Source organism: Symmachiella dynata (assembly GCF_007747995.1).
GTDB lineage: Bacteria > Planctomycetota > Planctomycetia > Planctomycetales > Planctomycetaceae > Symmachiella > Symmachiella dynata.
Genome location: NZ_CP036276.1, coordinates 3,871,786 through 3,895,174, shown reverse-complemented (window position 1 = coordinate 3,895,174; position 23,389 = coordinate 3,871,786). Strand labels below are relative to the sequence as shown.

At 54.6% G+C, this 23,389-nt stretch carries 19 protein-coding genes; 11 read left to right on the top strand and 8 right to left on the bottom strand.

Annotated features, from left to right (window positions below; all coding sequences use genetic code 11):
• The first annotated feature begins 238 nt into the window (after positions 1-238).
• Positions 239-442 (top strand): hypothetical protein, encoded by a 204-nt coding sequence (locus Mal52_RS14865; RefSeq protein ID WP_231962357.1) that lies wholly within the window; start codon positions 239-241, stop codon positions 440-442.
• Between the two features lie 191 nt (positions 443-633).
• Here Mal52_RS14865 and Mal52_RS14860 read toward each other — a convergent pair whose 3' ends face one another.
• The 7 genes from Mal52_RS14860 to Mal52_RS14830 form a co-directional block, all read right to left on the bottom strand.
• Positions 634-969: a hypothetical protein gene (locus tag Mal52_RS14860; RefSeq protein ID WP_145376982.1), complete on the bottom strand. Its 336-nt coding sequence runs from the start codon at positions 967-969 to the stop codon at positions 634-636.
• Between the two features lie 181 nt (positions 970-1,150).
• Positions 1,151-3,793: a polynucleotide kinase-phosphatase gene (locus Mal52_RS14855; RefSeq protein WP_145380659.1), complete on the bottom strand. Its 2,643-nt coding sequence runs from the start codon at positions 3,791-3,793 to the stop codon at positions 1,151-1,153.
• Between the two features lie 2 nt (positions 3,794-3,795).
• Entirely contained in the window at positions 3,796-4,842 is a 1,047-nt protein-coding gene (locus tag Mal52_RS14850) for a hypothetical protein (protein WP_145376981.1), read from the bottom strand.
• A 20-nt stretch (positions 4,843-4,862) separates the two neighbouring features.
• Positions 4,863-5,627 (bottom strand): nucleotidyltransferase domain-containing protein, encoded by a 765-nt coding sequence (locus Mal52_RS14845; RefSeq protein WP_145376980.1) that lies wholly within the window; start codon positions 5,625-5,627, stop codon positions 4,863-4,865.
• A 2-nt stretch (positions 5,628-5,629) separates the two neighbouring features.
• Positions 5,630-5,998 carry a four helix bundle protein gene (locus tag Mal52_RS14840; RefSeq protein ID WP_145376979.1) on the bottom strand — a complete coding sequence of 123 codons (369 nt, stop codon included), beginning with the start codon at positions 5,996-5,998 and terminating at the stop codon, positions 5,630-5,632.
• 17 nt (positions 5,999-6,015) lie between these two features.
• Entirely contained in the window at positions 6,016-6,960 is a 945-nt protein-coding gene (locus Mal52_RS14835; RefSeq protein ID WP_197534197.1) for a nucleotidyltransferase domain-containing protein, read from the bottom strand.
• A complete protein-coding gene (locus Mal52_RS14830) occupies positions 6,953-8,350 on the bottom strand; it encodes a 3' terminal RNA ribose 2'-O-methyltransferase Hen1 (RefSeq protein WP_145376977.1) in 1,398 nt (465 codons plus the stop codon). The genes Mal52_RS14835 and Mal52_RS14830 overlap by 8 nt, the downstream gene beginning before the upstream one ends.
• 267 nt (positions 8,351-8,617) lie before the next feature.
• On the opposite strand from Mal52_RS14830, the gene Mal52_RS14825 reads away from it, so the two are divergent.
• The 10 genes from Mal52_RS14825 to Mal52_RS14780 all read left to right on the top strand — a co-directional run bounded on the left by Mal52_RS14825 (position 8,618) and on the right by Mal52_RS14780 (position 19,300).
• Positions 8,618-8,785: an SEC-C metal-binding domain-containing protein gene (locus Mal52_RS14825; protein ID WP_145376976.1), complete on the top strand. Its 168-nt coding sequence runs from the start codon at positions 8,618-8,620 to the stop codon at positions 8,783-8,785.
• 108 nt (positions 8,786-8,893) lie between these two features.
• Positions 8,894-9,334: an AAA family ATPase gene (locus tag Mal52_RS14820; protein WP_145376975.1), complete on the top strand. Its 441-nt coding sequence runs from the start codon at positions 8,894-8,896 to the stop codon at positions 9,332-9,334.
• Positions 9,324-10,103: a tRNA(His) guanylyltransferase Thg1 family protein gene (locus Mal52_RS14815; protein WP_145376974.1), complete on the top strand. Its 780-nt coding sequence runs from the start codon at positions 9,324-9,326 to the stop codon at positions 10,101-10,103. The genes Mal52_RS14820 and Mal52_RS14815 overlap by 11 nt, the downstream gene beginning before the upstream one ends.
• Positions 10,103-10,843: an RNA ligase family protein gene (locus Mal52_RS14810; RefSeq protein ID WP_145376973.1), complete on the top strand. Its 741-nt coding sequence runs from the start codon at positions 10,103-10,105 to the stop codon at positions 10,841-10,843. The genes Mal52_RS14815 and Mal52_RS14810 overlap by 1 nt, the downstream gene beginning before the upstream one ends.
• Positions 10,840-11,961, top strand: coding sequence for an AAA family ATPase (locus tag Mal52_RS14805; RefSeq protein ID WP_145376972.1), 1,122 nt, complete (start codon positions 10,840-10,842; stop codon positions 11,959-11,961). Before Mal52_RS14810 ends, Mal52_RS14805 begins: the two co-directional genes overlap by 4 nt.
• 159 nt (positions 11,962-12,120) lie before the next feature.
• Positions 12,121-12,519 carry an integrase core domain-containing protein gene (locus tag Mal52_RS14800; RefSeq protein WP_197534932.1) on the top strand — a complete coding sequence of 133 codons (399 nt, stop codon included), beginning with the start codon at positions 12,121-12,123 and terminating at the stop codon, positions 12,517-12,519.
• Between the two features lie 533 nt (positions 12,520-13,052).
• Positions 13,053-13,385, top strand: a complete 333-nt coding sequence (locus Mal52_RS14795) for a hypothetical protein (protein WP_145376970.1) — start codon at positions 13,053-13,055, stop codon at positions 13,383-13,385.
• Positions 13,386-14,060: 675 nt separating this feature from the next.
• Positions 14,061-15,440 (top strand): efflux RND transporter periplasmic adaptor subunit, encoded by a 1,380-nt coding sequence (locus Mal52_RS14790; RefSeq protein WP_197533966.1) that lies wholly within the window; start codon positions 14,061-14,063, stop codon positions 15,438-15,440.
• Positions 15,437-18,547: an efflux RND transporter permease subunit gene (locus tag Mal52_RS14785; RefSeq protein ID WP_145376968.1), complete on the top strand. Its 3,111-nt coding sequence runs from the start codon at positions 15,437-15,439 to the stop codon at positions 18,545-18,547. Before Mal52_RS14790 ends, Mal52_RS14785 begins: the two co-directional genes overlap by 4 nt.
• A gap of 159 nt (positions 18,548-18,706) precedes the next feature.
• Positions 18,707-19,300, top strand: coding sequence for an RNA polymerase sigma factor (locus Mal52_RS14780; RefSeq protein WP_145376967.1), 594 nt, complete (start codon positions 18,707-18,709; stop codon positions 19,298-19,300).
• Positions 19,301-19,427: 127 nt separating this feature from the next.
• Here the strand turns inward: Mal52_RS14780 and Mal52_RS14775 are convergent, their stop codons facing one another.
• Complete coding sequence (locus tag Mal52_RS14775; protein ID WP_197534931.1) at positions 19,428-23,171, bottom strand: protein kinase domain-containing protein; 3,744 nt, start codon at positions 23,169-23,171, stop codon at positions 19,428-19,430.
• Positions 23,172-23,389 lie beyond the last annotated feature (218 nt).

Here is a 23,389-nt window from a genome sequence, read left to right as displayed (position 1 = left end):
TTCGCTTAGCCCGCTCCACCCGCTCCCGATGACGCTCAATCATTTTCTGTTTCTACAAGCACCCGCAATCCCTGTCCCTCTTCCCGGTCACTGGGCTGCGGACAGAATCTCCACCTAGTTTCCATTCCCATCAACCAGGGGACACCACCTACACCAGCGTCAATCAATTCAAACAAAAGGAGACGCTGATGACCAATTCCAAATTCCCTCTCGGACAAATCGTTGACACCCCGGTGCATTGGATGCCTTTAAAAAGACTGGTCAAACGCCCACAGAGTTCATTCATCGCCACGTCTCAGGGGATTGGGGCGATCTGTGCGATGAGGACAAGCAAACCAACGAAGACGCCCTGAGCGACGGCGGTCGCATCTTCTCCACCTATCACCTCAAAGATGACGTGGAATTCTGGATCATCACCAAGGCCGACCGCTCCGCGACTTGAGTGCTGCTGCCCAGTGAATACTGGAAGGACACTACAATTCCCCCCTACGCCGTGCTGGCGATGATGCAATATCACCGGCCAGAGCGAATCATGATGCCGCAAACCGGCATTGCAACTGGCGTTGCCCCCGTCCAGCAGCGGAGTGCAAGCAACCCTAACGAAATAAATAATGCCAGTCAGGGGGATGCTGGTCAATGAGTGGAATCGGCGGAGGGGACTGTGGATGTTTGTGACGCAGGGGGAGTGGGCTTAACCCCACTTTTTTTATTGAATTCTACTTTCCAGATACGATTCGCAGGAATCACTTCCGTGTACTCGTCTTCCGTGCTGGGGTTACGAGTTACCAGCAAGTAATCCCGGTACAACCTCCCGTATCTGGCATCTGTAAAACAACCGCCACCCTCACGTCTGTTTTCTCCGGTCTTAACTTCAAGAAAACGTATCGGCCCCTGGATCAAAGGTTGCTCGCTTTGGTCGCCACAGCCAGCTAACAGCAGCATCGACAAGGCACAAAATGTTCGTTTCATTGGGCGGGCTCCTCATAATGCAGTTACCTCGGCCCATGCGATTGGATGAGGGAACAATTCCCGGTGATTACTAGAGGACACCAGATCGCTGAAGCGAAAACGGTCAATCGATTTGTGAAAATCGGCGGGGCAAAAATTTGGAGGTAGCAGTAAATATCGGGCAGCGCAATAAGCAGTCATCCTACAACCTAGGGTCGACCGGTTCGCTTTCCAAGGCCAGTACGCCAAACACACATTCGTGGACTCGCCGCAATGGTTCCCTCCGCACAAATCGTTCCAAGGCTTCAATTCCAAGAGCAAATTCTCGCACAGCCAATGATCGCTTGCGTCCCAAGCTGCGGTTTCGCAGGCGTGACAGATGCTGGTCCGCCGTGTAGTCGGCTCCGTAGATGATTCTCAGGTATTCTGGGCCACGGCATTTCACGGCAGGTTGCACCAACCCTTTTTTGCCGCGCACGACCCATTCCAATGGTTTGATCACCATACCTTCACCCCCGCCGGCAGTCAGACCGGTCCACCAATCGATCCCCTCAGTTTGACTGTCCGAATCGGTGACATCAACCACATGGAAATTAGTGGCTAACATCAACGTAGGATCTTCCGCACAAATTCTCTCCAGCGTCTCCATATGCCAGATATGGTTCTGGTCGATATGAACGCCACCCTCCGTTGCCAACAGGTGGAACGGAGCCAGTTTCAGATCATCCAACGAATCAACGGTCCAACAATATTGCCGGTAAGCCGTGATGAAATTCTCGACGTTTTCCCTGCGATGACGATAACAAGTCACGATCTCTTCGATCTTGTGCCCATCATTCAACCGCCCTGCTGTTTGCTGAAGAACTCCGACAGCCTGGGGGAGTGAGGCATTTCCCGCAGCTCCCACTGCAGCGTACTGCGTGCGCAATAGTTCCTGCGCTTTGGCAGACCACGGCATCAATTCACAATCGAAACAGGCCCATGATGTGTTGAATTGCTCCCAAAACCCAGCATTGGTCAATGCGATTTGCAGGCGTGCCAGGAATTGTTCTTCCAGGTCCAAGTCGTTAAAGAATCGTCTGCCTGTTCGTGTGTAAACCATACCGGCCTCGCCCTCGGTCACTCCAAATCGCTCTTGGACCGCTTCAGCGTCTTGGCAGACCACGACCACAGCCCGCGATCCCATGTGCTTTTCTTCGCAGACGACATTCGCAACACCTTGACTGCGATAATAGTGGAATGCTTCGGCGGGATGTTCGAGCAATCCCTCCTCGCTGGTCGTTTCCGGTGGCGACATTGTGGGCGGCAAGTAGATCAGCCATTTTGGATTTGCGGCGAAACGGCTCATGACTTCCAGCGCAGCTGTGGAGTTCTCCTCACGGATCGTGACATTGCGGCTCAGCCGGGTAGAGATGATGCGCTTGCCGAGCACGTCTTCCGCATCCAGCACGTCGTCATGAAGTTGCTGAGCCGACAGTGCCGGTGCTTCCTTTTCCTCAACAAGAAATGGGCGTGACGGTTCACAGTAGGTGTGCTTCGCCGGGACGGAGACAGTCTCCATCTCAGGATAGCGGAGTGCCGTCAATTTGCCGCCGAAGACGCAACCGGTATCGACATTGATCGTGCGATTGAGCCACTCTGGTTCGGGAACGGGGGTGTGGCCATAGACCACCGTCGCCGAACCACGATACTCCGCAGCCCAATTGTAGCGCACAGGCAAACCAAATTCGTCGGTCTCTCCCGTGGTTTCTCCGTACAAGGCGAAGTCACGAACCTTGCCGGAACCACGTCCCTGCATTTCTTCTTTCATCCCCGCATGGGCGACGACCAGTTTGCCGTCATCCAGGACGTAGTGGCTCACGAGACCATCGATGAATTTGGCGAGGGCCTTGCTGAATGGATCACGGGTGTCATCAGGCAGAGCCTCGATTTCGGCGACGGAATTGGCCAAACCGTGCGTGAGTTGGACGTTCTTGCCGTTCAGCTTCCGCAACAACTTCACGTCGTGATTGCCGGGAACGCACAGTCCGCTGCCGTGCTCAACCATGTTACGAACGATTCGCAGGGTATCGAGAACACGTGGTCCTCGGTCCACCAAGTCTCCGACAAAGACGGCTTTGCGGCCTGCAGGATGAGCATAGACGCAAGGCTGACGGCTGAAGGATGAAGGCGGAAACCACAGGGCGTCCGCTTCCTTCATCCCTCCTCCTTCAGCCTTCAGCCTTGTCCTCACGTATCCCAATTGTTCAAGCAATTGTTCAAGTTCGTCACCGCAGCCGTGCACATCGCCGATGATATCAAACGGCCCGTGTTCATCCCGCTTGTCGTTCCACAACGCAACCCGCTCCACCGTTGCCGCTTCGACCTCTTCGACGCTCTCCAACACAAAGACATGCCGAAAGCCCTCTCGCTTCAGCCGTCGCAAAGACCGCCGAAGTTGCGAACGCTGTTGCCGTACAACGTGCGGACCGAACGAGCGGTCCTCACGCCCTCGATTTCGCTCGTGGCACAACTTCTCAGGTACGTTCAGCACGATCGCCACCGGCAGGCAGTGGTACTTGCGAGCCAACTGCACCCACGGCTGGCGGGATTCGGGCTGCACGTTCGTCGCATCCACAACCGTCAGCCGCCCCAACGCCAACCGCTTAGCGGCAATGTACGTGAGCAACTCAAATGCGTCCGGCGTGACGGTCTGGTCATTTTCATCATCACTAACCATCGCCCGGCACGCATCGGAGGAGAGCACTTCGGTCGGCAGAAAGTGTTTGCGTGCGAACGTACTCTTGCCAGAGCCGCTGGGGCCGACGAGGACGACGAGGGAGAGTTTGGGGATTTTGATGTGCATCATCAGTACGGCCATCGTTCTCTGTAAAATCGAGGCAACTCATCGTTGGAAGGAGCCAGGTTTCTAAGAGCTTGCTCGAAAAGCTCAGAAACTGTTTTCTCATTCAGAAAATGATTCCCTTCGGTATATGACTGGCCTCGGCGCTGGAGGAACAGCACCGGGCTATTGGCTGAATGCCCCTCGGGAGAAATCTCTTCCGTAAGCAGCTTCAACAGGGAACCAAAGTCGAATGTTCCACCTCCCACTTCTGCCTCCTCCTCAACAGGCCAGTCGAAGTACCTGAGATAAGCAGACCCGTCTTGTCTGATGTCGAGTCGCCACGGCAGCCCGGCCATCAGACCTATCGTGAAAACCTCACCTTGATTCTCCCTTAGAAATCTGAGCGCTCGGTCATCGTTTGCTCCAAAACAAAGACTTCCCCAGAGATTCGCTACCAATACGTGATTCCACAAGAAAAAGCTTGCCTCGGAGCCATACACGTAGGGTCCATTTTCCCAAACCACCACGGCTTTGTCTTTCGTCTCCTCAAATCGTTTACTGAGGCCGTTGTCACTTAGGCACAATCGAGAGCCGACTGTAATTTCTTGAAGTACAAATGTTACCAGGAACCTAGACAATGATTCACAGACTTTTTTCTCTCCCTGGAGTGGCTCGCCATCCTCATCCCAAAGATCGCCGTCACACCAAACTGGAGGGTCATCCCCATCGGTTTGCGTTGAGCAAACCCAGCATCCTTGATTCTCGTCGATGAACCTGACTCGATTCTTCCCCGACACCTCCAGTTTATTGAGCGACCGTAGGGAGTCCTGACAAGAAAAGGCACCAACGGCCCAAATTGACTCTCGCCGTTTGTCGAATCCTGGCCATCGTCCCGCAAATTGATAGAGTATTCGCAGCGGCATGGGCAATGAGCATGCATTGACAGCTTCATTGGGTTCGCCGTACTCGTCCATCCGAGGACCAAGCCAGTACTCAATGAATTCACACAACGCATCCATTCGCTCGTTCGGAGTTGCGGCGGTTGCGAATCGGGGTTTAAATCGAGACATTGGCTGGCTCCGTTTCTTTCCTATGTTGAAGACTTCAACCGCATCCGCACCAACAAATCATTCAACACCACACCCGCAGTCGGACGCTCCGGCAAGCGGCTCTCTTCGTGTGCCGTTTCGAGTTCACACAACAAACGGTCGAATTCCCGCTGATGAAACGCCAGGTCCGCCTGATCGAGCGTGCCTTTTTCCGTACCGCTGACCTTCCGTTCGATCAACTCCGGGATGTACGGAAGCTTCGCTGTTTCATTCAAACGAACGAGATTAGCTTCCACCTCGCCGGTCCGCATCAGGTGAATGCCGGTCAGCAGGACGCGATACACATACAGCAGCGGCTTGACCCTCGGCGGGTCTTCCTTTTGAAACAGCTTCCACTGCGTAGCGGCGAAGCCTAGGTAATGGTGGGCGTGGTGTTTGGTGATGCACTGGGGAGCGATGGCTTTCAGTTCTTCGTGCTCCGGCGTGCTGTGTACCACCAGCGGCGAGAGCAACTGCTCCAGCACGTACCCGTTTTTCTTCAGAAGCAGCCCCATGAACTTCTTGATGTCGTGCGTGACGAGATCGATTTCCAGACCGTCGTGAATCCCGGATTTTTCGACCGTTTCCCTTCCGGGATTCAAGCCGATCACGTCCTCCAGCGGAAGCAGATGCGCCCCCCGCAGATCGAAATCCGAATCGGGCGAAGGGAAGCCGTACAGGTGCGCTCCGCTGATCGTTGCGAACAGCAGTGGGAAGGGGTGCTCTGAAAGGCGGAATGATGAAGGGGGAAGGATGAAATTAGACATTGCTACTTTGCTTTTTGCTTTGCATTTTTGGCGCATGTGACAAGGATTGCGGTGAGTTCGTTGATCTCTTTGCGGAGATCTGCCAGACGATCGGGATGAACAATTTCCGCTTCGACCAGTAATTCCACCCAATAGTCCGTTTCTTCCAACTCTTGTAAACCACCTTCGATCTTACTGATGAACTCCGCCGCTGAGCGGGCTCGCATGCCCTCCCTGTAGTGTGCACCCACCGATGTCCCGGACCGCAACAACTGTTTGCTAATCACTTGTGCCGCCGTGGTCTTCGGCAATGCCCCGTACAATTTCACAATACGTACGGCAAACGCCATCGTCCGACGTTTCAAATCAACAACCCCCGAATCAGATTTCATCCTCCAGCCTTTCTCCTTCAACCTTCTAGCGCCGCTTCTCGCCGGACTTTGATGAGGTAGTCATTCGCCTTGCTGTAATCAGGCCGGTCCGGTAATTTTGTCTCAGCCAATGCCTTGTCAAACTCCGCATGCAAACTGAGCCGCCACTTTTCCGTTTCCTCCCAGGCCACCTCACCACGTTTGATCGACAGCAGTTCCTCCCGGTATTCCTCCACCTTGACCGGCACGAAGCCGTGTCGCAGGACGCTGATGCCGGAGATCAGCAGCCGGATCAGGTGCATCACGTGTTTCCACTTCACCTTTCCGTGGTTGCGGATGTCGGCTTGCATCTTTTTGAATTGCGACATCACGTAGCCGTTGTAGGTCTGATAAACCAGCCGGGTGAGAAAAATCGACCGCATGTCGAGCAATTCCTCTGCCAGCGGGGTTGCCTTCTCCACCAGGGGAGTGTAGAGGCATTCCAGGACATTGGGGTTCGCCTTGAGAGCCAAGATCAAGAACTTCTGAATCTCCCAGTATGCCTCTTGTGTCTCCTCACATTCGAGTTGCTCCGGCACGCCGTACAGCGACCATTGGAGATCGGCAGGCGGTAAGTAAAAGCCCCGGTAGTCGATGTCCGACTGCTCATCGTCCAAACCGTAAGCCCGGGAACCGATCACACAACGAAAAATCACTCGCTCAAACAGATTGCTCCGCTCAACGGTGACATTGCTATCACCAATCTCCCCCTCCTTGAACTTCGCCAATGGTGTCAACTCCCCTGACTTGAGTGACTCTTCGACGCCGTCCAGGAACTTGACCCGGTACGAATGTTCTAAATCCCGAGGCGGACGCACTACCACGCCGACCGACCCACGAGGATGCAGGATGCGACCGTTGGCCCCGATGAGATCCCGCAGCGCCACGACTTGCGTGCCGACAGAGAATATGAGGTTTGAGTGGTGATGGACACGTTTATTCAAGTTCAAATACCCCCATTTGCGTCGGCGATCCGACAATATCATCGTCCGGCCCCACCGGCAAAAATCGCACCGTGTAGCCGTATCGCTCAGCTACTGTGTTCGCCCAGGCCTGAAACTCCTGCCGGGTCCACTCAAACCGGTGATCCGCATGCCGGAACTTCCCGGCGGGCAACGACTCCCACATCACGTTGTATTCCCGATTCGGCGTGGTCAGCACGATGGTGCCCGGGCGAGCGAACTCAAAAACGGTTCGTTCCAGTGCCGCCAATCTCGGCGGATCAAGGTGTTCGATCACCTCCACCAACGCCGCAGCATCAAAGTCATGCAATCGCTTGTCACGATAGATCAATGAGCCATGCATCAACGTCAGCCGCTCCGCTTGCCGCTGGGGGAGTCGATCCAATCTGAGACGCTGCTGGGCCTTTTCCAGCGAACGCATCGACACGTCCAGGCCCACGATCTGATCGAACTGAATATCCTTAATCAATTCACGCAGCAACTTCCCTTCGCCGCAACCTAGGTCCAGCACCGTTCTGGCACCGCTGCTTCGTAACACCGCCAACACCGCACCGAGTCGTTGTACGTTGAGGCTGAGCGGCCTTTCCATGACGTCTTCGTCACCCCCGTTGGGGCTATCGGTATCGACTGTCTCGCTATCCTCCTCTTCGATGAGACGAGACATGGCTTCTTGAAACAAGCCGGACTGATGCTTCAAATAACGCCGGGTGATCTGCTCTTTCTCGGGATGCCCGGCCAACCAGTCCGCTCCTTTGGCGAGTAACTTCTCCAATTCTTCGTTGCCGACGTAGTAGTGCTTGTTGTTATCGAAGACGGGAATCAGCACGTACAGATGAGACAACAGTTCTGCCAGCGTTTTCACGCCAGTGTTCGTCACTGAAAAGTACGGGCTTTCACCCCACTGGGGAAACTGCTCGTCCAGGGGATGACGTGTCGCTTCGACGGTATAGCCCAACGGCTCGAACAGCCGTTGCACGAAATCTTCACCGCCCCGCACGGGAAGCACATCGATCCGAGCAGACAAAGGGATCGGCGTCGTCACCAACTCAGGCCGATCTTTGCAACGCCCGCCCAGCGCCGAACCGAACACCTGCGAGATTGCCACGCTCATGAACGACGAGGCGACATAGGGCCGGTCGTTGACGTAATGCCCCAGCAGAAAATTCTGATTGCGGTTCTTGCCCCGCACCATCCCCACAGGATCAACATCCAGCAACAGGCAAGCCGTACAACGATCCTGCGACACCTCGGGATAGAAGACATGCGCCTTTCCGAAGCTGAGATCGAAGCTCTGCAACCGATCCGGGTGCTTATGCAGCAAATACCCCAGATCGGCCGCAGGATGTTGAGTTGTGGTGATCGTCAGGAGCACGTGGGCACTTCATCCATGTTGCAGAAACCTAATCTGTTGTCGGCAAAGCCAAGAGTCACAACGATTGCCGAGACAACAGGTTACCATGCCTCTGACACCAAATCTGCCCCAACGGTTCGTTTCACGATTCGCTCCGCCCCACACTGACGAGGCGAACTTTTATTGCGAAGGGGTGTCAATTGGGGCATCACCAAAACAAAGGAGCAAGTGCGCCATGCGACAGCTGCACTATGAACAATTTGACGTACAGATATTTTTTTCGAGACGATGAGTAAACGTCGCAAGGGCTACTTGTCCGAAACACACGTGAAGCGTGGCATACGGATCATTCACGGCGAGAAACAGTTTGAGGAAAAGTTGGGGCAAAATAAATTCTGCCTCTGCGGTTCCGGCAAACTCTTCAAGAGATGCTGTCTCGAAAAAGGCTGCTTTTGACGGCGTATACCGGCACCACTACTTTTAAAGACTAATTCAACCGAAGCCCGCACGGTGCAGGTCAACCGTGCGGGATTTTTGTATTGGGATAGTCGGATGGAGAGTCAAATGGAGGCAGTGGTATTTATGGGGCTGCAAGCATCTGGAAAATCGTCCTTTTACAAGGAACGGTTCTTCTCGACGCACGTTCGAATCAGCCTCGATTTACTCAATACTCGCAACCGGGAACGACAGTTCTTGGCGGCTTGCCTGGAGACGCAACAACCATTTGTCATCGACAACACAAATCCGAACCGTGAGGAGCGAGGGAAGTATATTGCTGCGGCGAAGGAGGCCAAGTATTCCGTCGCTGGTTACTACTTTCGCTCGAAGGTCGATGAATGCCTTGGTCGAAATCAGAACAGAGTTGAGAGCATTCCCGAAGTGGGAATCCTGTCCACCGCCAAAAAGCTCGAATTACCGAGAATTGATGAAGGATTCGACAAGCTGTACTACGTCCGACTGACAGGATCCGGTTTTGTCGTCGAGGAGTGGAACGATGAAATTTGACGATCTTGACAAGAAGATGCGGGTTTTTGAGACCAGCGCCGATTTGTGCGTGCTTCCGAGCATGTTCATGGTCGCACGGCTGGACGGTCGCAGCTTCACTCGGCTTACAAAAGAGGTCTGCCGGTTCCAGGCTCCGTTTGACGTGCGCTTCCGTGATCTGATGGTACAGACCACTGAGTCACTGATGACGTGCGGATTTCGGGTGCTGTACGCCTACACGGAGAGCGACGAGATTTCTCTGTTGTTCGATCCGGCTGAACAGCTCTTTGGTCGAAAACTCCGCAAGTACAACTCAACACTGGCTGGTGAAGCCAGCGCCCAATTCTCGCTGCGCCTTGGCCAAGCTGCATCGTTCGATTGCCGGATTTCGCAGTTGCCCACGTTGGAACTGGTGGTAGATTACTACCGCTGGCGGAACGAAGATGCTGCCCGCAACGCATTGAATTCCTTGTGCTATTGGACTCTGCGCAAAGACGGCCAAAACGAGCAGCAAGCCACGAAGCGACTGTTGGGTCTGTCGGTGAGCCAGAAGAACGAACTGTTATTTCAATACGGGATCAACTTCAACGACATCCCCAATTGGCAGAAGCGTGGAGTGGGATTGCTGTGGGAAGAGTATGATAAGCCTGCAGTCAATCCGGTCACAGGTGAAGAGGTCACGGCACGTCGTCGGCGGATTCGTACTGAGTTCGAGTTGCCGATGAAAAATGAATACGATCAGTTGATTCGATCCCTTATTTCTCAATCTCAAACAAAAGGAGCCATCTGATGGGTAGGTCGCATGGTGAATTCACCAAGTACCCTCGCACTCCGCACCTGTTTGGGTCAACGGGAACAGATGACGACAAGCATCTCGGCGAAGCGGAATCGCAGGCGTTTGTTTCGAATAAAACGCTCATTGTCGAAGAGAAGATCGACGGCACCAATGTCGGCATTCACTTCTCTGATGCTGGTGAATTGGTGTTACAATGCCGGGGGCATCTCATCACCGAAGGGATGCACCCGCAGTACGATCTCTTCAAACAGTGGGCGGCAGTGAAGCGGCATGTGCTGGAGAAAAAGTTGGAGAATCGCCACATTCTCTTCGGAGAATGGGTCTACGCTCGGCATTCGATTCATTACCGGAGTCTCACGCACTATTTCTTCGAATTCGACATTTACGACAAGGGGCGGCAGGCGTTTCTTGATTTGGAGCAGCGGCTGACCTTGTTGGAGGGTACCGGCATTGAGACGGTCCCGGTCCTGCACGCCGGCACCGTTGACCGTGAGGAGTTGGAGCATCTGATTGCCCCGTCGCATTTCGACAGCCGCTTCGACAATCCCATCACCAAGCAAACGGACAATCTGATGGAAGGGTTGTACCTGCGAATCGAGGCTGACGGAATTGTCACCGGGCGGGCGAAATTTGTGCGCCCGGAGTTTGTTGAGAAGATCAAACAAAGCACCCACTGGCAGCATCAGCAAATGGTGCCAAACCTATTGGCAGACGGCATGGACATCTGGTCATGAACTGGGAGCAACTCAAACAAGCATCACTGGAGGACCTCACGGATTGGGCGGAATCTCAGCCGTGGTGTCAGGCGATGGCAGATTGCGCCCAGGATGTCCAGTGGCACGCCGAAGGAGATGTCTGGACACACACAAAATTGGTGCTCCGGCAACTCCATGAACTTGATGAATGGCCATCGCTCTCTGCACATGAGCGAACCGTACTTACCTTCACGGCTTTATTTCACGATGTCGCCAAGCCGCTGACGACCGAAGTCGAATCCGGGACGGGACGAGTCCGTTCGCCGAAACACGCCGTCAAAGGCGAGCATGTTGCCCGTACGGTCCTGCGTGAACTCGGTTGCGATTTAACAACTCGTGAAGAGATCGCCCGGCTGGTCCGTTATCACGGTCGCCCCGCATTTCTGCTTGAACGGGACGAGCCAACCCATGAAGTGGTGCGTCTCTCCTGCTTAGTCAGTAACCAATTGTTGTATTTGTTCGCCTTGGCAGACACCCGTGGTCGGGATACCGATTCGATGTCCCGCCCGGAAGAAAACCTGCACATCTGGAAGTTAATGGCAGAAGACGCCGATTGCTTTGACCAGCCATACCCGTTTGCCACGGACCACGCACGCTTCACCTTCTTTCGCCAGGACACGCCGAACCTGCATTATGCCCCACATGAGGAGTACTCCGGCCACGTGACCCTCATGTCCGGACTACCCGGCAGTGGAAAGGACACATGGCTACGACAACAACGTAGTGATCTTCCCGTTGTGTCATTGGACGACATTCGTAGCGAACTCGATGTTGAACCAACCGACGACCAGGGAAATGTCGCCCAACTTGCCAAAGAGCGTTGTCGAGAGTTTCTTCGAGCGGGAACTCCGTTTGCCTTCAACGCCACCAACACAATGCGGCAAACCCGTGGACGGTGGATCAACCTATTCGCCGACTACCACGCCCGCATCGAGATCGTTTACCTCGAACCGCCATTTGAAAAACTGCTGCACCAGAACAATGCTCGCAGCAACGCTGTTCCCGAGCCGGTGATCCGCAAACTGGCCGAAAAATGCGAGCCGCCGACGTGGATGGAGTGTCACGGTCTGATTCTGAGCGAAGGAAACGACTATTAAATGACGGGCGTCATTTTGCCTTGTCGCCCCCCATTCAAAACCCTCTTCGATCCAAACAGCTCTTTGGACAAAGCGAAATCGTGGCTGTTAACCGCCGTAACAAATAAAAGCGAACGCACCCTATGGCGAGAGCGGGGCAGGGCAGGCGAGGGACTTTTGATGCACACCTCGGATGGCGACAAAAAGCCGGCCTACCTGATGCGCGATCGCGATACAAAATTCACCGCACATTTCGACGATGTGCTCAAAGCCGAAGGGGTGAAGGTTAAGGTCCTAACCGTGGAGAGCCCGAACCTGAATTCGCGCTGCAAGCGAGTGATTCAAAGTATCAAGCAAGAAAGCTTGGACTATTTCCTGGTGTTTGGCGAACAGCATCTGAACGACCTCGTCCGTGAATATGTCCAATATTTCAACGACGATCGTGCGCATTCTTCGCGATATTTCCTGACACCCCCGTGCACCGACCCACCGCCGGAAAATGAGACGATCGTACTCGATGAGATCGTTCGCTATGAACGTCTCGGCGGATTGATCAAGTGGTACGAGCGCGCTGCATGAGCTTTCGACCATCCGAAGCCGCACTGCCGGCGCTGCCGTTGCGCACCGGCGGAGACAAGCTCACGAATTGTGTTATCAATCGATCATCGGTAGGTTATTTTCGCCATCAGTTTTTCAAAGTCTGATTCAAGCAAATATCCATTGCAGGTTCAGCTTAGGCTCATCATTGTTTTTGAACCGCGACGTCGAAGCATTTCAATCAACGCGGCCAGTTCCGGCCAGTAACCTCGCGCATATTTAGGTCCATGATAGGGTTCTCTGTGGAGGAAGATGAAGACGACGGGAACGATCACCGACGTCGGCGAGTTCGATCGCGAAACCGAGTTGCGATGGCTCTGCGATCCGTTTATGAACTTGGAAGTGCCGCCGCTGGCGTGTTGACGAAGACTAACATAGTTACGGAAATTATCGGCGAAGACGGCCTGCGAATGATCGCGCAGACCTTGGGCTTTGAAGACTGGAAATTAAGTTGGAAGCGGTAAAACAACGGCCCTGACTTTTGGGGCAAGAACAGCAGCCTAGACATCTTTGGCATGTTTGAAGCAAAGGGAGGATCGAGTAAGTTCTCCGAGGGAGCAAAGTACGGCGACCAGATGAACCATGATTGGATCAAGCATTGGTACGTGGAAGTTGGCAAGAAATACAAAGGTGTCGATACATGGCAAAAGCAGCAAATCCGAAATGCGTACAGCAATCGCGATCCGCTACTGACAATGGTCGCCAGCCTCGACTTCCATCGGGCGAACCGTTCGGGCGCGTCGAATCTTTTGGATAACGACGAACTGCGCGCTGCTTCCAAGTCTGGACCTTCGAAAAGACTGCTTGGGAAGAGTGGGAAACGAAAGACAAGAAAAGCAATGGGCTAAAGCATCTAGGATTTTAGGTGTGATGATGAAGAATATGAGTTGTTGGGTTATGAAGCGAATGAAGAGACCAGGAATGACTCAAAGTATCTAGGGAAAAGACGTAGCGAACTTTACGGATGTCCTCGTGCCACGTTTCGTCGGGGCCACATCGAAATACTGATCGATTATCCATGCTGCCAACAGTTGGGACACGAGGAGATGGGCGATGTCTCGGCGGAGTTGGAGGAAGGACTGGCGTTGGTTGTCGATTATTTCCATGGAGATTGGCGGCGGTCATCACCGGAGTGGCGGACATCATTGGGGATACCCTAAATCCCCTTCTCAAAACCAACCCAATGGTAAGATCACCTATTGGGGGAATGCTAAGTGAAACGCGTCAGAGGTTTCTTGTTCATCGAGAGCTTCAGACCGGGATCTGCAGAATGAGGAAACGCATACGAAACATGGCCGGGCGAACCGCATTTGGGATCCGCCAGCCGTGCTTCAATGACAGGAAGTCGACGGACGAACGGCATCGTGGGAAAAAATCAATGATCGTACAAATCCGCAGGTTTTTGAAAAACTTGCTGATTTCGCGCGGATTCTCTGCTTACAATCGACCGTAATTGAGCCAGTGCCTCAATGAGCAAACGAGCGCACGACAAAATCTCAAAGTCTCCAGACAGGGATCTGACCATGACTGACCACCCAGGGGCGGCACGGCCGCTCCGCAAATGGCTCATCTTTCCACCTCTAATTCTTGGTGTGGGCGTCGCTATATATATGGTTGCAGGACGGACACAGCTTAAGCACAACCCGGTCATCGAAGTCTCGCGGACGCTGCGGGTGATTCCGGCCCCCCAAGTCGATGTGGTGCCCCGTGTGTGGGGCTATGGTACGGCCGAACCGGGCCGCACCTGGAAGGCCATCGCCGAGGTGCAGGGACGTGTCATCGAAACAAATCCCCACCTGAAAGCAGGGAGCCTTGTTGCCAAAGGGCTAACGCTGCTCAAGATTGACCCGCACGAACTGGAGTTGGTAGCAGCCCAACTCAAAGCAGACATCGACCGCGTCAAGGCGCAACTGTCGGAGTTGGAGACGAACGAAGCCAATTACCGAGCATCGTTGACAATCGAGGATGCCGCATTGGCACTGGCAGAACAGGAGTTGCGCCGGCTCCGCCAACTTTCGCAAACGAACGCCATCCCCCCTGCCGACGTGGATGCCAAGGAACGCGAAGTTTTGGCGCAACGGCAAAGTGTGCAATCACAGCGCAATCTCCTGAACTTGCTCCCCTCTAAGTTGCAGGCCCACAATGCGGAGTTGGCGGTTAAACAGTCGAGTCTGAAACAGGCCGAGATCGACATTTCAAAATGCGTTATCAAAGCACCGTTTAGTTGCCGCTTGGCGGACGTCGACATTCAAGCAGGGCAGTTTCTCGTTCGCGGCGAAGTCCTCTTCGAGGCTTATAGCACGGCAATCACAGAAGTCGAGGCGCAGGTTCCCATGGATCAAGCCCGCAAGTTGATGGGCGCCAACGCGGCGCCGATCGCGCCCTTGAGCGTCAGCATGGAGAAACTCGCCAAATTGTTCGGCATTAAGGCGGCGGTGCGCGTGCGTGCGGGAGACCTGACCATCGATTGGGAGGCTCGCGTGACCGGCATCCGCGAACAGATCGATCCTACTACGCGGAGTGTCGCTGTCGTGGTAGCAGTCGACGATCCCTATAAGAAAGTGATTCCCGGTAAACGCCCGCCGTTGGTCAAAGGCATGTTTTGTGAAGTCGAACTGTGGTCCAAACCGCGCGTGGGCAAAGTTGTGATACCTCGCAGCGCCATGCATGAAGGCGCGGTGTATATCATCAATGGTGAGGGCCGTTTGCAGCGAAGGACCATCGATGTCGATTTTCTTCAGGGCGATTTTGTGTGCATCAATACGGGACTTCACGCCGGAGAGATTGTCGTCGTCTCGGATCCAACACCCGCAATTCTGGGGATGCTAGTCGATCCGGTTGAAGACGATGTCTTACTGAACGAAATCATAGCGCAGGCAACAGGCAAAGGGAGCGTCAAATGATTCGCTTCTTCGCCACGCACCCTACGGCTGCCAATCTGTTGATGCTGGTTTTCCTGGTGATCGGCATCATGACGGCGGGAACTCTGCGCCGCGAGACGTTTCCGGATTTCACTGTCCCTGAAGTGGAGATTCGTGTCCCGTATCCCGGAGCAACGGCCCAGGAAGTGGAAGACGTCGTCTGCCGACGCGTCGAGGACGCCCTAGATGGCATCAAGTACGTCAAGGAAATTCGCTCCGAAGCGCGGGAAAACATCGCTATTATCACGGTCGAGATGGTCGACAGCGGCGAATTCGCGGTATTTAAGGACGACATTGAAACAGAAATCGCTGCCATCGATGACTTCCCCGACGACGTCGAAGATCCAGTGATCAAACGGCTCGGAACCACGGAGTTGGTACTATCGCTGATTGTGAGCGGCCCCATATCGCCGCGAGATTTGAAGGCGTACTGCGAAGACCTCAAGGAGCGACTGCAGCGAGATCCTCTGGTGTCTACCGTTAATATCCGAGGGTTTTCGGACAATCAACTGCGGATTGAACTGTCCGCCAATGCGCTAATGCAATACGACCTCAGCGTCGCGGACGTAGCCGATGTCGTTGGCCGCCAAAACGTCGACTTACCGGCCGGTGCCATCGAAACCGGCGAACACGAAATTCTTGTCCGTTTTGTCGAGGAACGCCGCTCACCCTCAGAATTAGAAACGCTTGTGATCGTCGGTAGCCATGGGGGCGGCGAAATTCGGTTGGGGGATCTTGGCACCATCACCGATACCTTTGAACTCGAAGAGGACAAGGTGCTCGTCGATGGCCGCCGGGCGGGAATTTTGGTGGTCGAGAAGACGAAGACTGAGGACACGATCCACGTGGCAAATGTCGTTAAATCAATCGTCGAGAATGAGCGCATCCGGCATCCACAGATGACCATTGATGTCACCCAGGACATGTCGACCCTCGTCAACAGCAGGCTGAATTTGATTATTAAGAACGCCTGGCAAGGAGGACTGCTCGTTTTCTTGGCCATGTGGCTATTCTTCAACGTGCGGTTATCGTTTTGGGTAGTCATGAGCCTGCCCGTCTCGTTTCTGGGCGCGCTGTGGTTCGCCGAGCAAATTGGAATGACGATTAACATGATCACGATGATTGGTATCCTCATGGCATTGGGTTTGTTGATGGACGATGGCATCGTGATCGCCGAAAATATTGCCACACATTCCGCCCGCGGAAAACCAGCAACTCAAGCCGCAATCGACGGCGTTAATGAAGTCAAGGCAGGCGTGTTTTCCTCTTTCATCACAACCGTCTGCGTCCTAGGGCCGTTAGTGACGATTAGTGGAAACATCGGCAAAGTCCTGCGGGTGATGCCGATCATTTTGATCCTCGTGTTGGCTGTAAGTTTGGTAGAAGCATTTTTGATCTTGCCATCGCACTTGGCGCATTCTCTGACGGACAAGAACAGCAGAGATGATAACGCCGTCAGGCGATTGATCGACCGCATGATCGACATCTGCCGTGAACGCGTTTTGGGCAGCGCCATCGACGTACTATTGCGGTGGCGGTATTTATGGGTCGGCTGTGTGATCGCCATGTTGATCGGCACACTGTCAATGTTCGCTGGAGGGATTGTTAAATTCCAGGCGTTTCCAGACCTCGATGGGGACGTCATCGACGCGCGGCTGATGATGTCGCAGGGCACCCCGCTTGAACGGACGGAAGAGGTTGTTCAACAACTTACCGACGCACTAGTCGATGTGAATCGCGAGTTCAAATCACGACAATTCGGTGAACAAGACCTGATCAAGTCGGTCTACGTACAATTCAACAAAAACATTGACGCCTTTGAGACCGGTCCGCACGTCGCCACAGTCTCGGTCAATCTTCTTGAGGCCGAGATTCGCGACGGGCGCATCGATGAGATTGTCGAATCCTGGCGGGAAAAACTCGTGCGGCCGACTGACGTCGACATGATGAACTTTGCTGAACCCATAATCGGCCCCGAAGGCCGCGCCATTGAAATTCGTTTACAAGGGGACGATCTTGAACAATTAGATGTGGCGGCGACGCAGTTTCACTCTTGGCTAGCACGTTTTGACGGCGTATTAAATCTCACCGACGATCTTCGTCGCGGTAAACCGGAAGTCCGCATTCGCCTCCGTGAGGGAACCACTGGGTTGGGCTTGGACGCCGCCACTGTCGCCCGACAGGTTCGGGCTGGATTTTACGGAGTGACGGCTGATGAGATCCAAATCGGTCGTGAGGCCTACGAAGTTGACGTGCGACTACGCCCAGAAGACCAAAACAGCATCGCCGACATGGAGTATTTCCATTTCGCCATCCCTGGTGGCAAACTGGTGCCGCTCGGATCAATTGCGATTGCCGACCGCACCCGCGGTTGGTCGAAAATTGGGCGGGTCGACAGCCGCCGCACGGTGACCCTGCTGGGAGACGTCGATCAACGACTGGTCAATACAGCACAATTGTTCAATCAAATCGAACGCGATTATTTGCCAGGGTTCCATGAAACATTTCCGGACATCGAAGTTTCATTTTCTGGAGAGGTCGAACAATCGGCCACCACTCTAAATTCAATGATGGCAGCCATGATTATCGGCGTAATTGGCGTGTTTGTACTGTTGAGTTTTCAGTTTCGTAGTTACACCGAACCACTGATTGTGATGACGGCGATCCCGTTTGCATTGATTGGTGTGATTTGGGGGCATTGGCTAATGGGTATCGACTTAAGTATGCCCAGTGGCTTAGGTTTCATTTCCTTGTCAGGGATCGTCGTCAACGATTCGATTCTACTGGTTCTATTTTTAAAAATGCGCCGTGAAGAAGGCGCCGACATCGTCGAGGCGGCAGGACAGGCGAGCCGGCAACGCTTTCGGGCAATTGTGATCACGTCTTTGACGACGATCGCCGGCTTGCTTCCGCTGCTATTCGAACGCAGCCTGCAGGCGCAGGTGTTGATCCCGCTGGCGGCCAGCATCGCCTTTGGCTTGCTGGCATCCACGGTATTGGTCTTGTTGGTGATCCCGTGTCTTTACGCGATTCTTGGAGATTTTCGACTCACTGCGGACGTCGCACCTCATGGTGAGAACGATTCCTAAGAAGTTCTGAAATTCTGTGACACGTTCGACAACATCTTGCAGGTTAGTTTCCTGAACCACCGCAACGGAGTTTTGAAAAAGGTTGAATAGGGGGCGTGACTCCCCCCCCCTTGCGGAGCAACGTCTTGTTTCAAGACACAAATCCACTCGAGTGATTCCATGACCGAAGAACAAACATTTCGCATCCTGTTAGATCAACTACGGGCCGGTGACGAGGTAGCAGCGGTGAAGATTGTCCAAGATCATACTGCCGGGTTGGTCGCGGTCGCCCGCAGGCAAATGGGAGCCGGCTTGGCCCGGCGGGTCGACCCCGAGGACATCCTGCAATCCGTCTACCGAAGTCTTTTTGTCCGTGTGCAACAAGGCGAGTTCGAATTAGGGGCCGGACGGGATTTGTGGCAGTTGTTGGTCACGATGACGCTCAACAAAGTTCGCCGCAGCGCAAAATATCATGGCGCCGGCAAACGGGACATGTCCAAAGACCAATCGGTCCGCGCCGATGCCGATCCGTTGGACCATATCCCGGGCAGCGGGGAGCCCGGTCCCGAGGAGGCTACCATGCTTGTCGACGAAACGGAAGCGTTCCTGAAAACGCTCAAGCCTCAAGACCGGCCGATCGTTGAATTGCGACTGCAGGGCTATAACAGCATCGAAATTGCCGAACAAACCGGCCGCGCCGAACGTAGCGTCCGGCGAATACTCAAACAAATTCAAGAACGCCTGACCGAGGCGACCCGATCAGACGTATCGTGACGCGACGAGGATGACCGGATGTGCCGAACCGCCTCATTTGAATCCGTACGACGGATCCTCCTGGTCAAACGCGGCAGAGCACAACTCGCACCGTTGCGGAACGCTGATAACGATTCGCCGGCCGCGTCTATTTCCCTGCCAATTCAATACGGATGTCATCCAACCACACGTCGCCCACATCGCGGGATATGATTCGCAACCGCACTTGGTCACCTTTGGCAGTGTATTCGCCAGTTACTTGCTGCCAGTCGTACGTGCCCGCAGGGAGTGCGACGTGCGGGACGTTGGCTGCCGAACCGATGACAACATACGCCCCATTGACCGCCAAACCATCGGCCTTGGCCCACAATGAGATTTGGTAACGGGCATCCGGTGTGGCGGGCACAGTCTGACTTGTCTCTGCAATCACCCCGTCAGCGGCCGGTGATGTGTGCTGGATGTGCAACGACAATTCACCGCTGTGCCGATCATCACCTGAAACTTCAGCGAGCGATCGGCATCCACCTCGATTCCACCAAATCGGTTTCCCTGCTTCGGCCTGTCCCCAATACGCAGACAGTCCTAACTCAAAGCCACCATTCAATAAGGGCAGCACCGGAAAATGACGCCGAGATGATTTTTCGCCGAATTTCGAAGCTCGTCGGCTGTCAATGATTTCCGTGACGGCAGTCGCCTTGTATTCGGCAGCTAGTTTAGCGACCTTCTCAAAATTGCAACTTGGGTCGTGGGCCACAGCAGCTCGCAGAGCGTGCGCCGCAGCAGAGAACCGCGTCATTCGCATCAGCACTTCACTTCGGCCCAGTTGGGCTTCGGCGGTTTGCCAGTCCGTTTTCGCAATTGAAATTCCGCGATCAAATGCCGCGAGGGCGGCCGGGTATTCCTTTGTGAACACGAGGCTGCGGCTCAGTCCCATCGCCGCTTCATAGTTCTCAGGATCATTGTCCAGTGCGGCACGAAAATCCGAAATCGCAGAAATTCGATTACCTGAGTGAATTGCGGCAGTCCCCCGGATCGCCTGTGCCGCCGCACGATTGGGTTGCTTTGCCAGTACGCTTTCGGCCGCAACCGCCGCGGCAGGATCATTTCCCAATGACCACTCGGCCGTCGCCAGCAACATCCGATAGTCGGTATTGTCCGGCTCGATTTCTAACAATTGGTTGGCATACGCTCGAGTTTCTTCGACTGATTCACGATTCTTGTTGAGCACCCGGTTGAGGTCTCGAACGGCCGGTTTGCCGAGTCGTACCGCCTCGATGAATGCGGCAACCGCCTCGGGCGCCTGTTCCATATCACGAAGAACGAGTCCGCGGTACCAATGCACATAATGGGTCATTGGGGCGAGATCGCGGGCTTTCTCTGCATCGACCAGTGCCTCATGCAATAATGCGGTTTTCCGCTGTTGGTTCCCGGTATCGGCGGCTTCAGCTAAATACGTTTCCGCACGGATGCAATACGCGAGACAGTCATCGGGACGCAACACGATGCATTGATTGAAAGCCTGCTGAGCTGCAGCGTAATCCCCAAGTTGCCGACAGACAAACCCCAGTGTGAACATTGTCAAATAGCGGTCCGGATCCAATGCGGCCGCCCGAACAAGAAATCCTCGCGCGACCTCCAGCAAATCCCCATCGAAACTCCGCCCGGCAAGGACCAAATTGCGCATGACGGGATTTTGCGACATACTCCATATCATGATCCCGACCGCATTGTTATCAGCAGCAGATTTTGGTCGGAGACTCATAATGTCGGGAAAAACCAACCCCCTCCCTAACCGCATATTCGCACAGGCCTGCAACGCGGTAATCGACTCCGCACGTCGAAAACTTTGCGCCAACTCTGCGATATCCAACAACTGGCGGCTCTCCTCGACCGAGGTCGGTGACAGAATATTCAAAAGGATCGACTTGCCCTTGAAAAGCGCCAGCAACAACAGCTGGTCATAGACAGCCTGGCGCAAGCGATCGGCCTGCTGAGCCGAAAGTTCCTCGTCCGGCAGATGCTCCCACCAATCGGCATAGTCGAAGATCTTCAACGCATCCAATGCGCTTTGCGATGCGATGGTGGCCGCAGCGTCGTTTTCAAAAATAGCCAGTTCTTCAGCTTGCGCGGCGAGCCTATAAAAATCTACGAGTTGTTGCACGTGTTCTCGGCGGTGCTCAATGCGCGAGCGAAGATCCGTCAATTGTGGCTGGGACTTGAGTTGCTCAAGCGCGGTGTCGAGAATCGCGACGGCCGCCGAAAAACGATCCCCGCGCAATTCGGCGATGGCCGATTCGTCGGCGGTAAGGACGGCAGTTTGAACCTGGTCACGGCGGAAACGAGCTTCTTGACGAGCGTGTTCCCATGTGAATAGCCCAGCAACTGCAGTGGTGATCAATAGTACGCCAGCGACTACTCCCGATGAAACGAATGAGCGATGCCGCCGCATCCACCGCCGCGCGCGGTCCTGCCACGGTTCTCGATGCGCAGCGACCGGCTCGTCAGCCAGCCAATTCTCGATGTCGGCCGCGATTGCACCGGCTGTTCGGTAGCGGTCTTCAGGTCGCAACGCCATTGCTTTGAGGCAGATCGCCTCCAACCCCGCGGGAACATCACCGCAAACTTCACTTGGTAACTGAAATTCGCCGCGGGTGACACGGCCTATCACGACGGGCACCTCCAGCGATGTCTGTGGAGATTGGCCGGTCAACAGATGGTAAAGCGTGGCGCCCAAACTAAACACGTCCGTCGCCGGTCCGAGACTATCGACCTGCCCGGCCGCTTGTTCGGGACTCATGTACGCCGGTGTTCCCACGGCGCTGCCCATTTGTGTCGCCGACGAACCGCTGCCCGACTGCGGACGCAGCGTGACCTCATCCGTTGATCTGCTGGTCGTCCCCCGGCCGATTGGTTTCGCCAGCCCCCAATCCACCACTAACGTCTCTCCGTATTTACCGAGCATAATGTTTGCCGGCTTAATGTCGCGATGCACAACGCCTCGGCTGTGGGCGTAGTCGATGGCGTGACACACTTCGATGAACCGCGCCAGCAACTTGCGAAGCTTCAACGTGCGTAGGCTCTCCAATTCTCGCACGCCGACGATCTCGTGGTACCGCTCGATCGCCGCTTTGAAACTGCCGCCCCGCACGAACCGCATCGCATAATACGGCCGCCCGTCCCCGTACGCCCCCATCCCGTAAACTGGAACGATGCCCGGATGTTCCAACCCGCCGGTGATCTCCGCCTCGCGGAGAAACCGCGCCTGACTATCGGGGTCATCCGCGAATTGAGATTTAAGCTGCTTAAGCGCTACCTCACGAGAGACCTCACTGTCGTGTGCGAGAAACACGTCCCCCAGTCCACCGCTGGCATGGTTACTAATAATGCGATAACGAAAACCACCGCGATTTCCCGTCGAGGCAACTGCTGGGTCACCGGTAGCACCGTAAATCTGGGTTTGCTCTCCATCATTGTCCAACTGCGAACGTGAGCCTTGCAACGTCTCACCGGCCGCGCGAAATGTCGCCGTTAGCCGATCCAACAGCCGATCCCAAAGCCTGGGGAACCGCCCGCGGTATTCATCGAGACTAGGCGGCGAATCGTCGCGGGCGCGGAAGTTGTATTCGGCGGCGATCAACTCGACAGCGTCGTCCGCATGATCGGCCCATTCGGGAAATTGATCGAAATATCGCTCGACTCGTATGTGATTGTCCGACTTGACTCGGAACTCCAAGTCGACATGGACCAATTCCACGAGCACGCCCCACCGGTCGTCCTTCCGTTCCGGTAGAAAATCCGTGATCCGTGGTGGCTCGCCCTCCTGCCACGCCGTTTCAAAGCGAAACACTAGATTCTCGACCAAATCGGAATGAGGAGTCGGTCCATTATCCACGGAATTGCTCTCATCTTGGGCGAAGTACTGGGCCACGCCGTTCGATTATTGGCAACAACTTACAGCACTGCAAGGACTTACTGCGACAACTCACCAATTCGAGCGTTTTTTCAAAAAAAGCCACCACATTTGGCCGCGGACGTATCGCGAAGGTGATCTGAAGGCAGGAACGGAAGATTCAAACAACCAAAACACTGAAACAAGAAAACGCAAGGAAC

Bases quoted from the DNA above. Each gene is read 5' to 3' on its own strand.
- Mal52_RS14805 (WP_145376972.1), top strand. From the start codon at position 10,840: ATGAACTGGGAGCAACTCAAACAAGCATCACTGGAGGACCTCACGGAT.
- Mal52_RS14780 (WP_145376967.1), top strand. From the start codon at position 18,707: ATGACCGAAGAACAAACATTTCGCATCCTGTTAGATCAACTACGGGCC.
- Mal52_RS14785 (WP_145376968.1), top strand. From the start codon at position 15,437: ATGATTCGCTTCTTCGCCACGCACCCTACGGCTGCCAATCTGTTGATG.
- Mal52_RS14790 (WP_197533966.1), top strand. From the start codon at position 14,061: ATGACTGACCACCCAGGGGCGGCACGGCCGCTCCGCAAATGGCTCATC.
- Mal52_RS14800 (WP_197534932.1), top strand. From the start codon at position 12,121: ATGCACACCTCGGATGGCGACAAAAAGCCGGCCTACCTGATGCGCGAT.
- Mal52_RS14855 (WP_145380659.1), bottom strand. From the start codon at position 3,793: ATGCACATCAAAATCCCCAAACTCTCCCTCGTCGTCCTCGTCGGCCCC.
- Mal52_RS14860 (WP_145376982.1), bottom strand. From the start codon at position 969: ATGAAACGAACATTTTGTGCCTTGTCGATGCTGCTGTTAGCTGGCTGT.
- Mal52_RS14840 (WP_145376979.1), bottom strand. From the start codon at position 5,998: ATGAAATCTGATTCGGGGGTTGTTGATTTGAAACGTCGGACGATGGCG.
- Mal52_RS14815 (WP_145376974.1), top strand. From the start codon at position 9,324: ATGAAATTTGACGATCTTGACAAGAAGATGCGGGTTTTTGAGACCAGC.
- Mal52_RS14820 (WP_145376975.1), top strand. From the start codon at position 8,894: ATGGAGGCAGTGGTATTTATGGGGCTGCAAGCATCTGGAAAATCGTCC.
- Mal52_RS14795 (WP_145376970.1), top strand. From the start codon at position 13,053: ATGTTTGAAGCAAAGGGAGGATCGAGTAAGTTCTCCGAGGGAGCAAAG.
- Mal52_RS14845 (WP_145376980.1), bottom strand. From the start codon at position 5,627: ATGTCTAATTTCATCCTTCCCCCTTCATCATTCCGCCTTTCAGAGCAC.
- Mal52_RS14850 (WP_145376981.1), bottom strand. From the start codon at position 4,842: ATGTCTCGATTTAAACCCCGATTCGCAACCGCCGCAACTCCGAACGAG.
- Mal52_RS14825 (WP_145376976.1), top strand. From the start codon at position 8,618: ATGAGTAAACGTCGCAAGGGCTACTTGTCCGAAACACACGTGAAGCGT.
- Mal52_RS14810 (WP_145376973.1), top strand. From the start codon at position 10,103: ATGGGTAGGTCGCATGGTGAATTCACCAAGTACCCTCGCACTCCGCAC.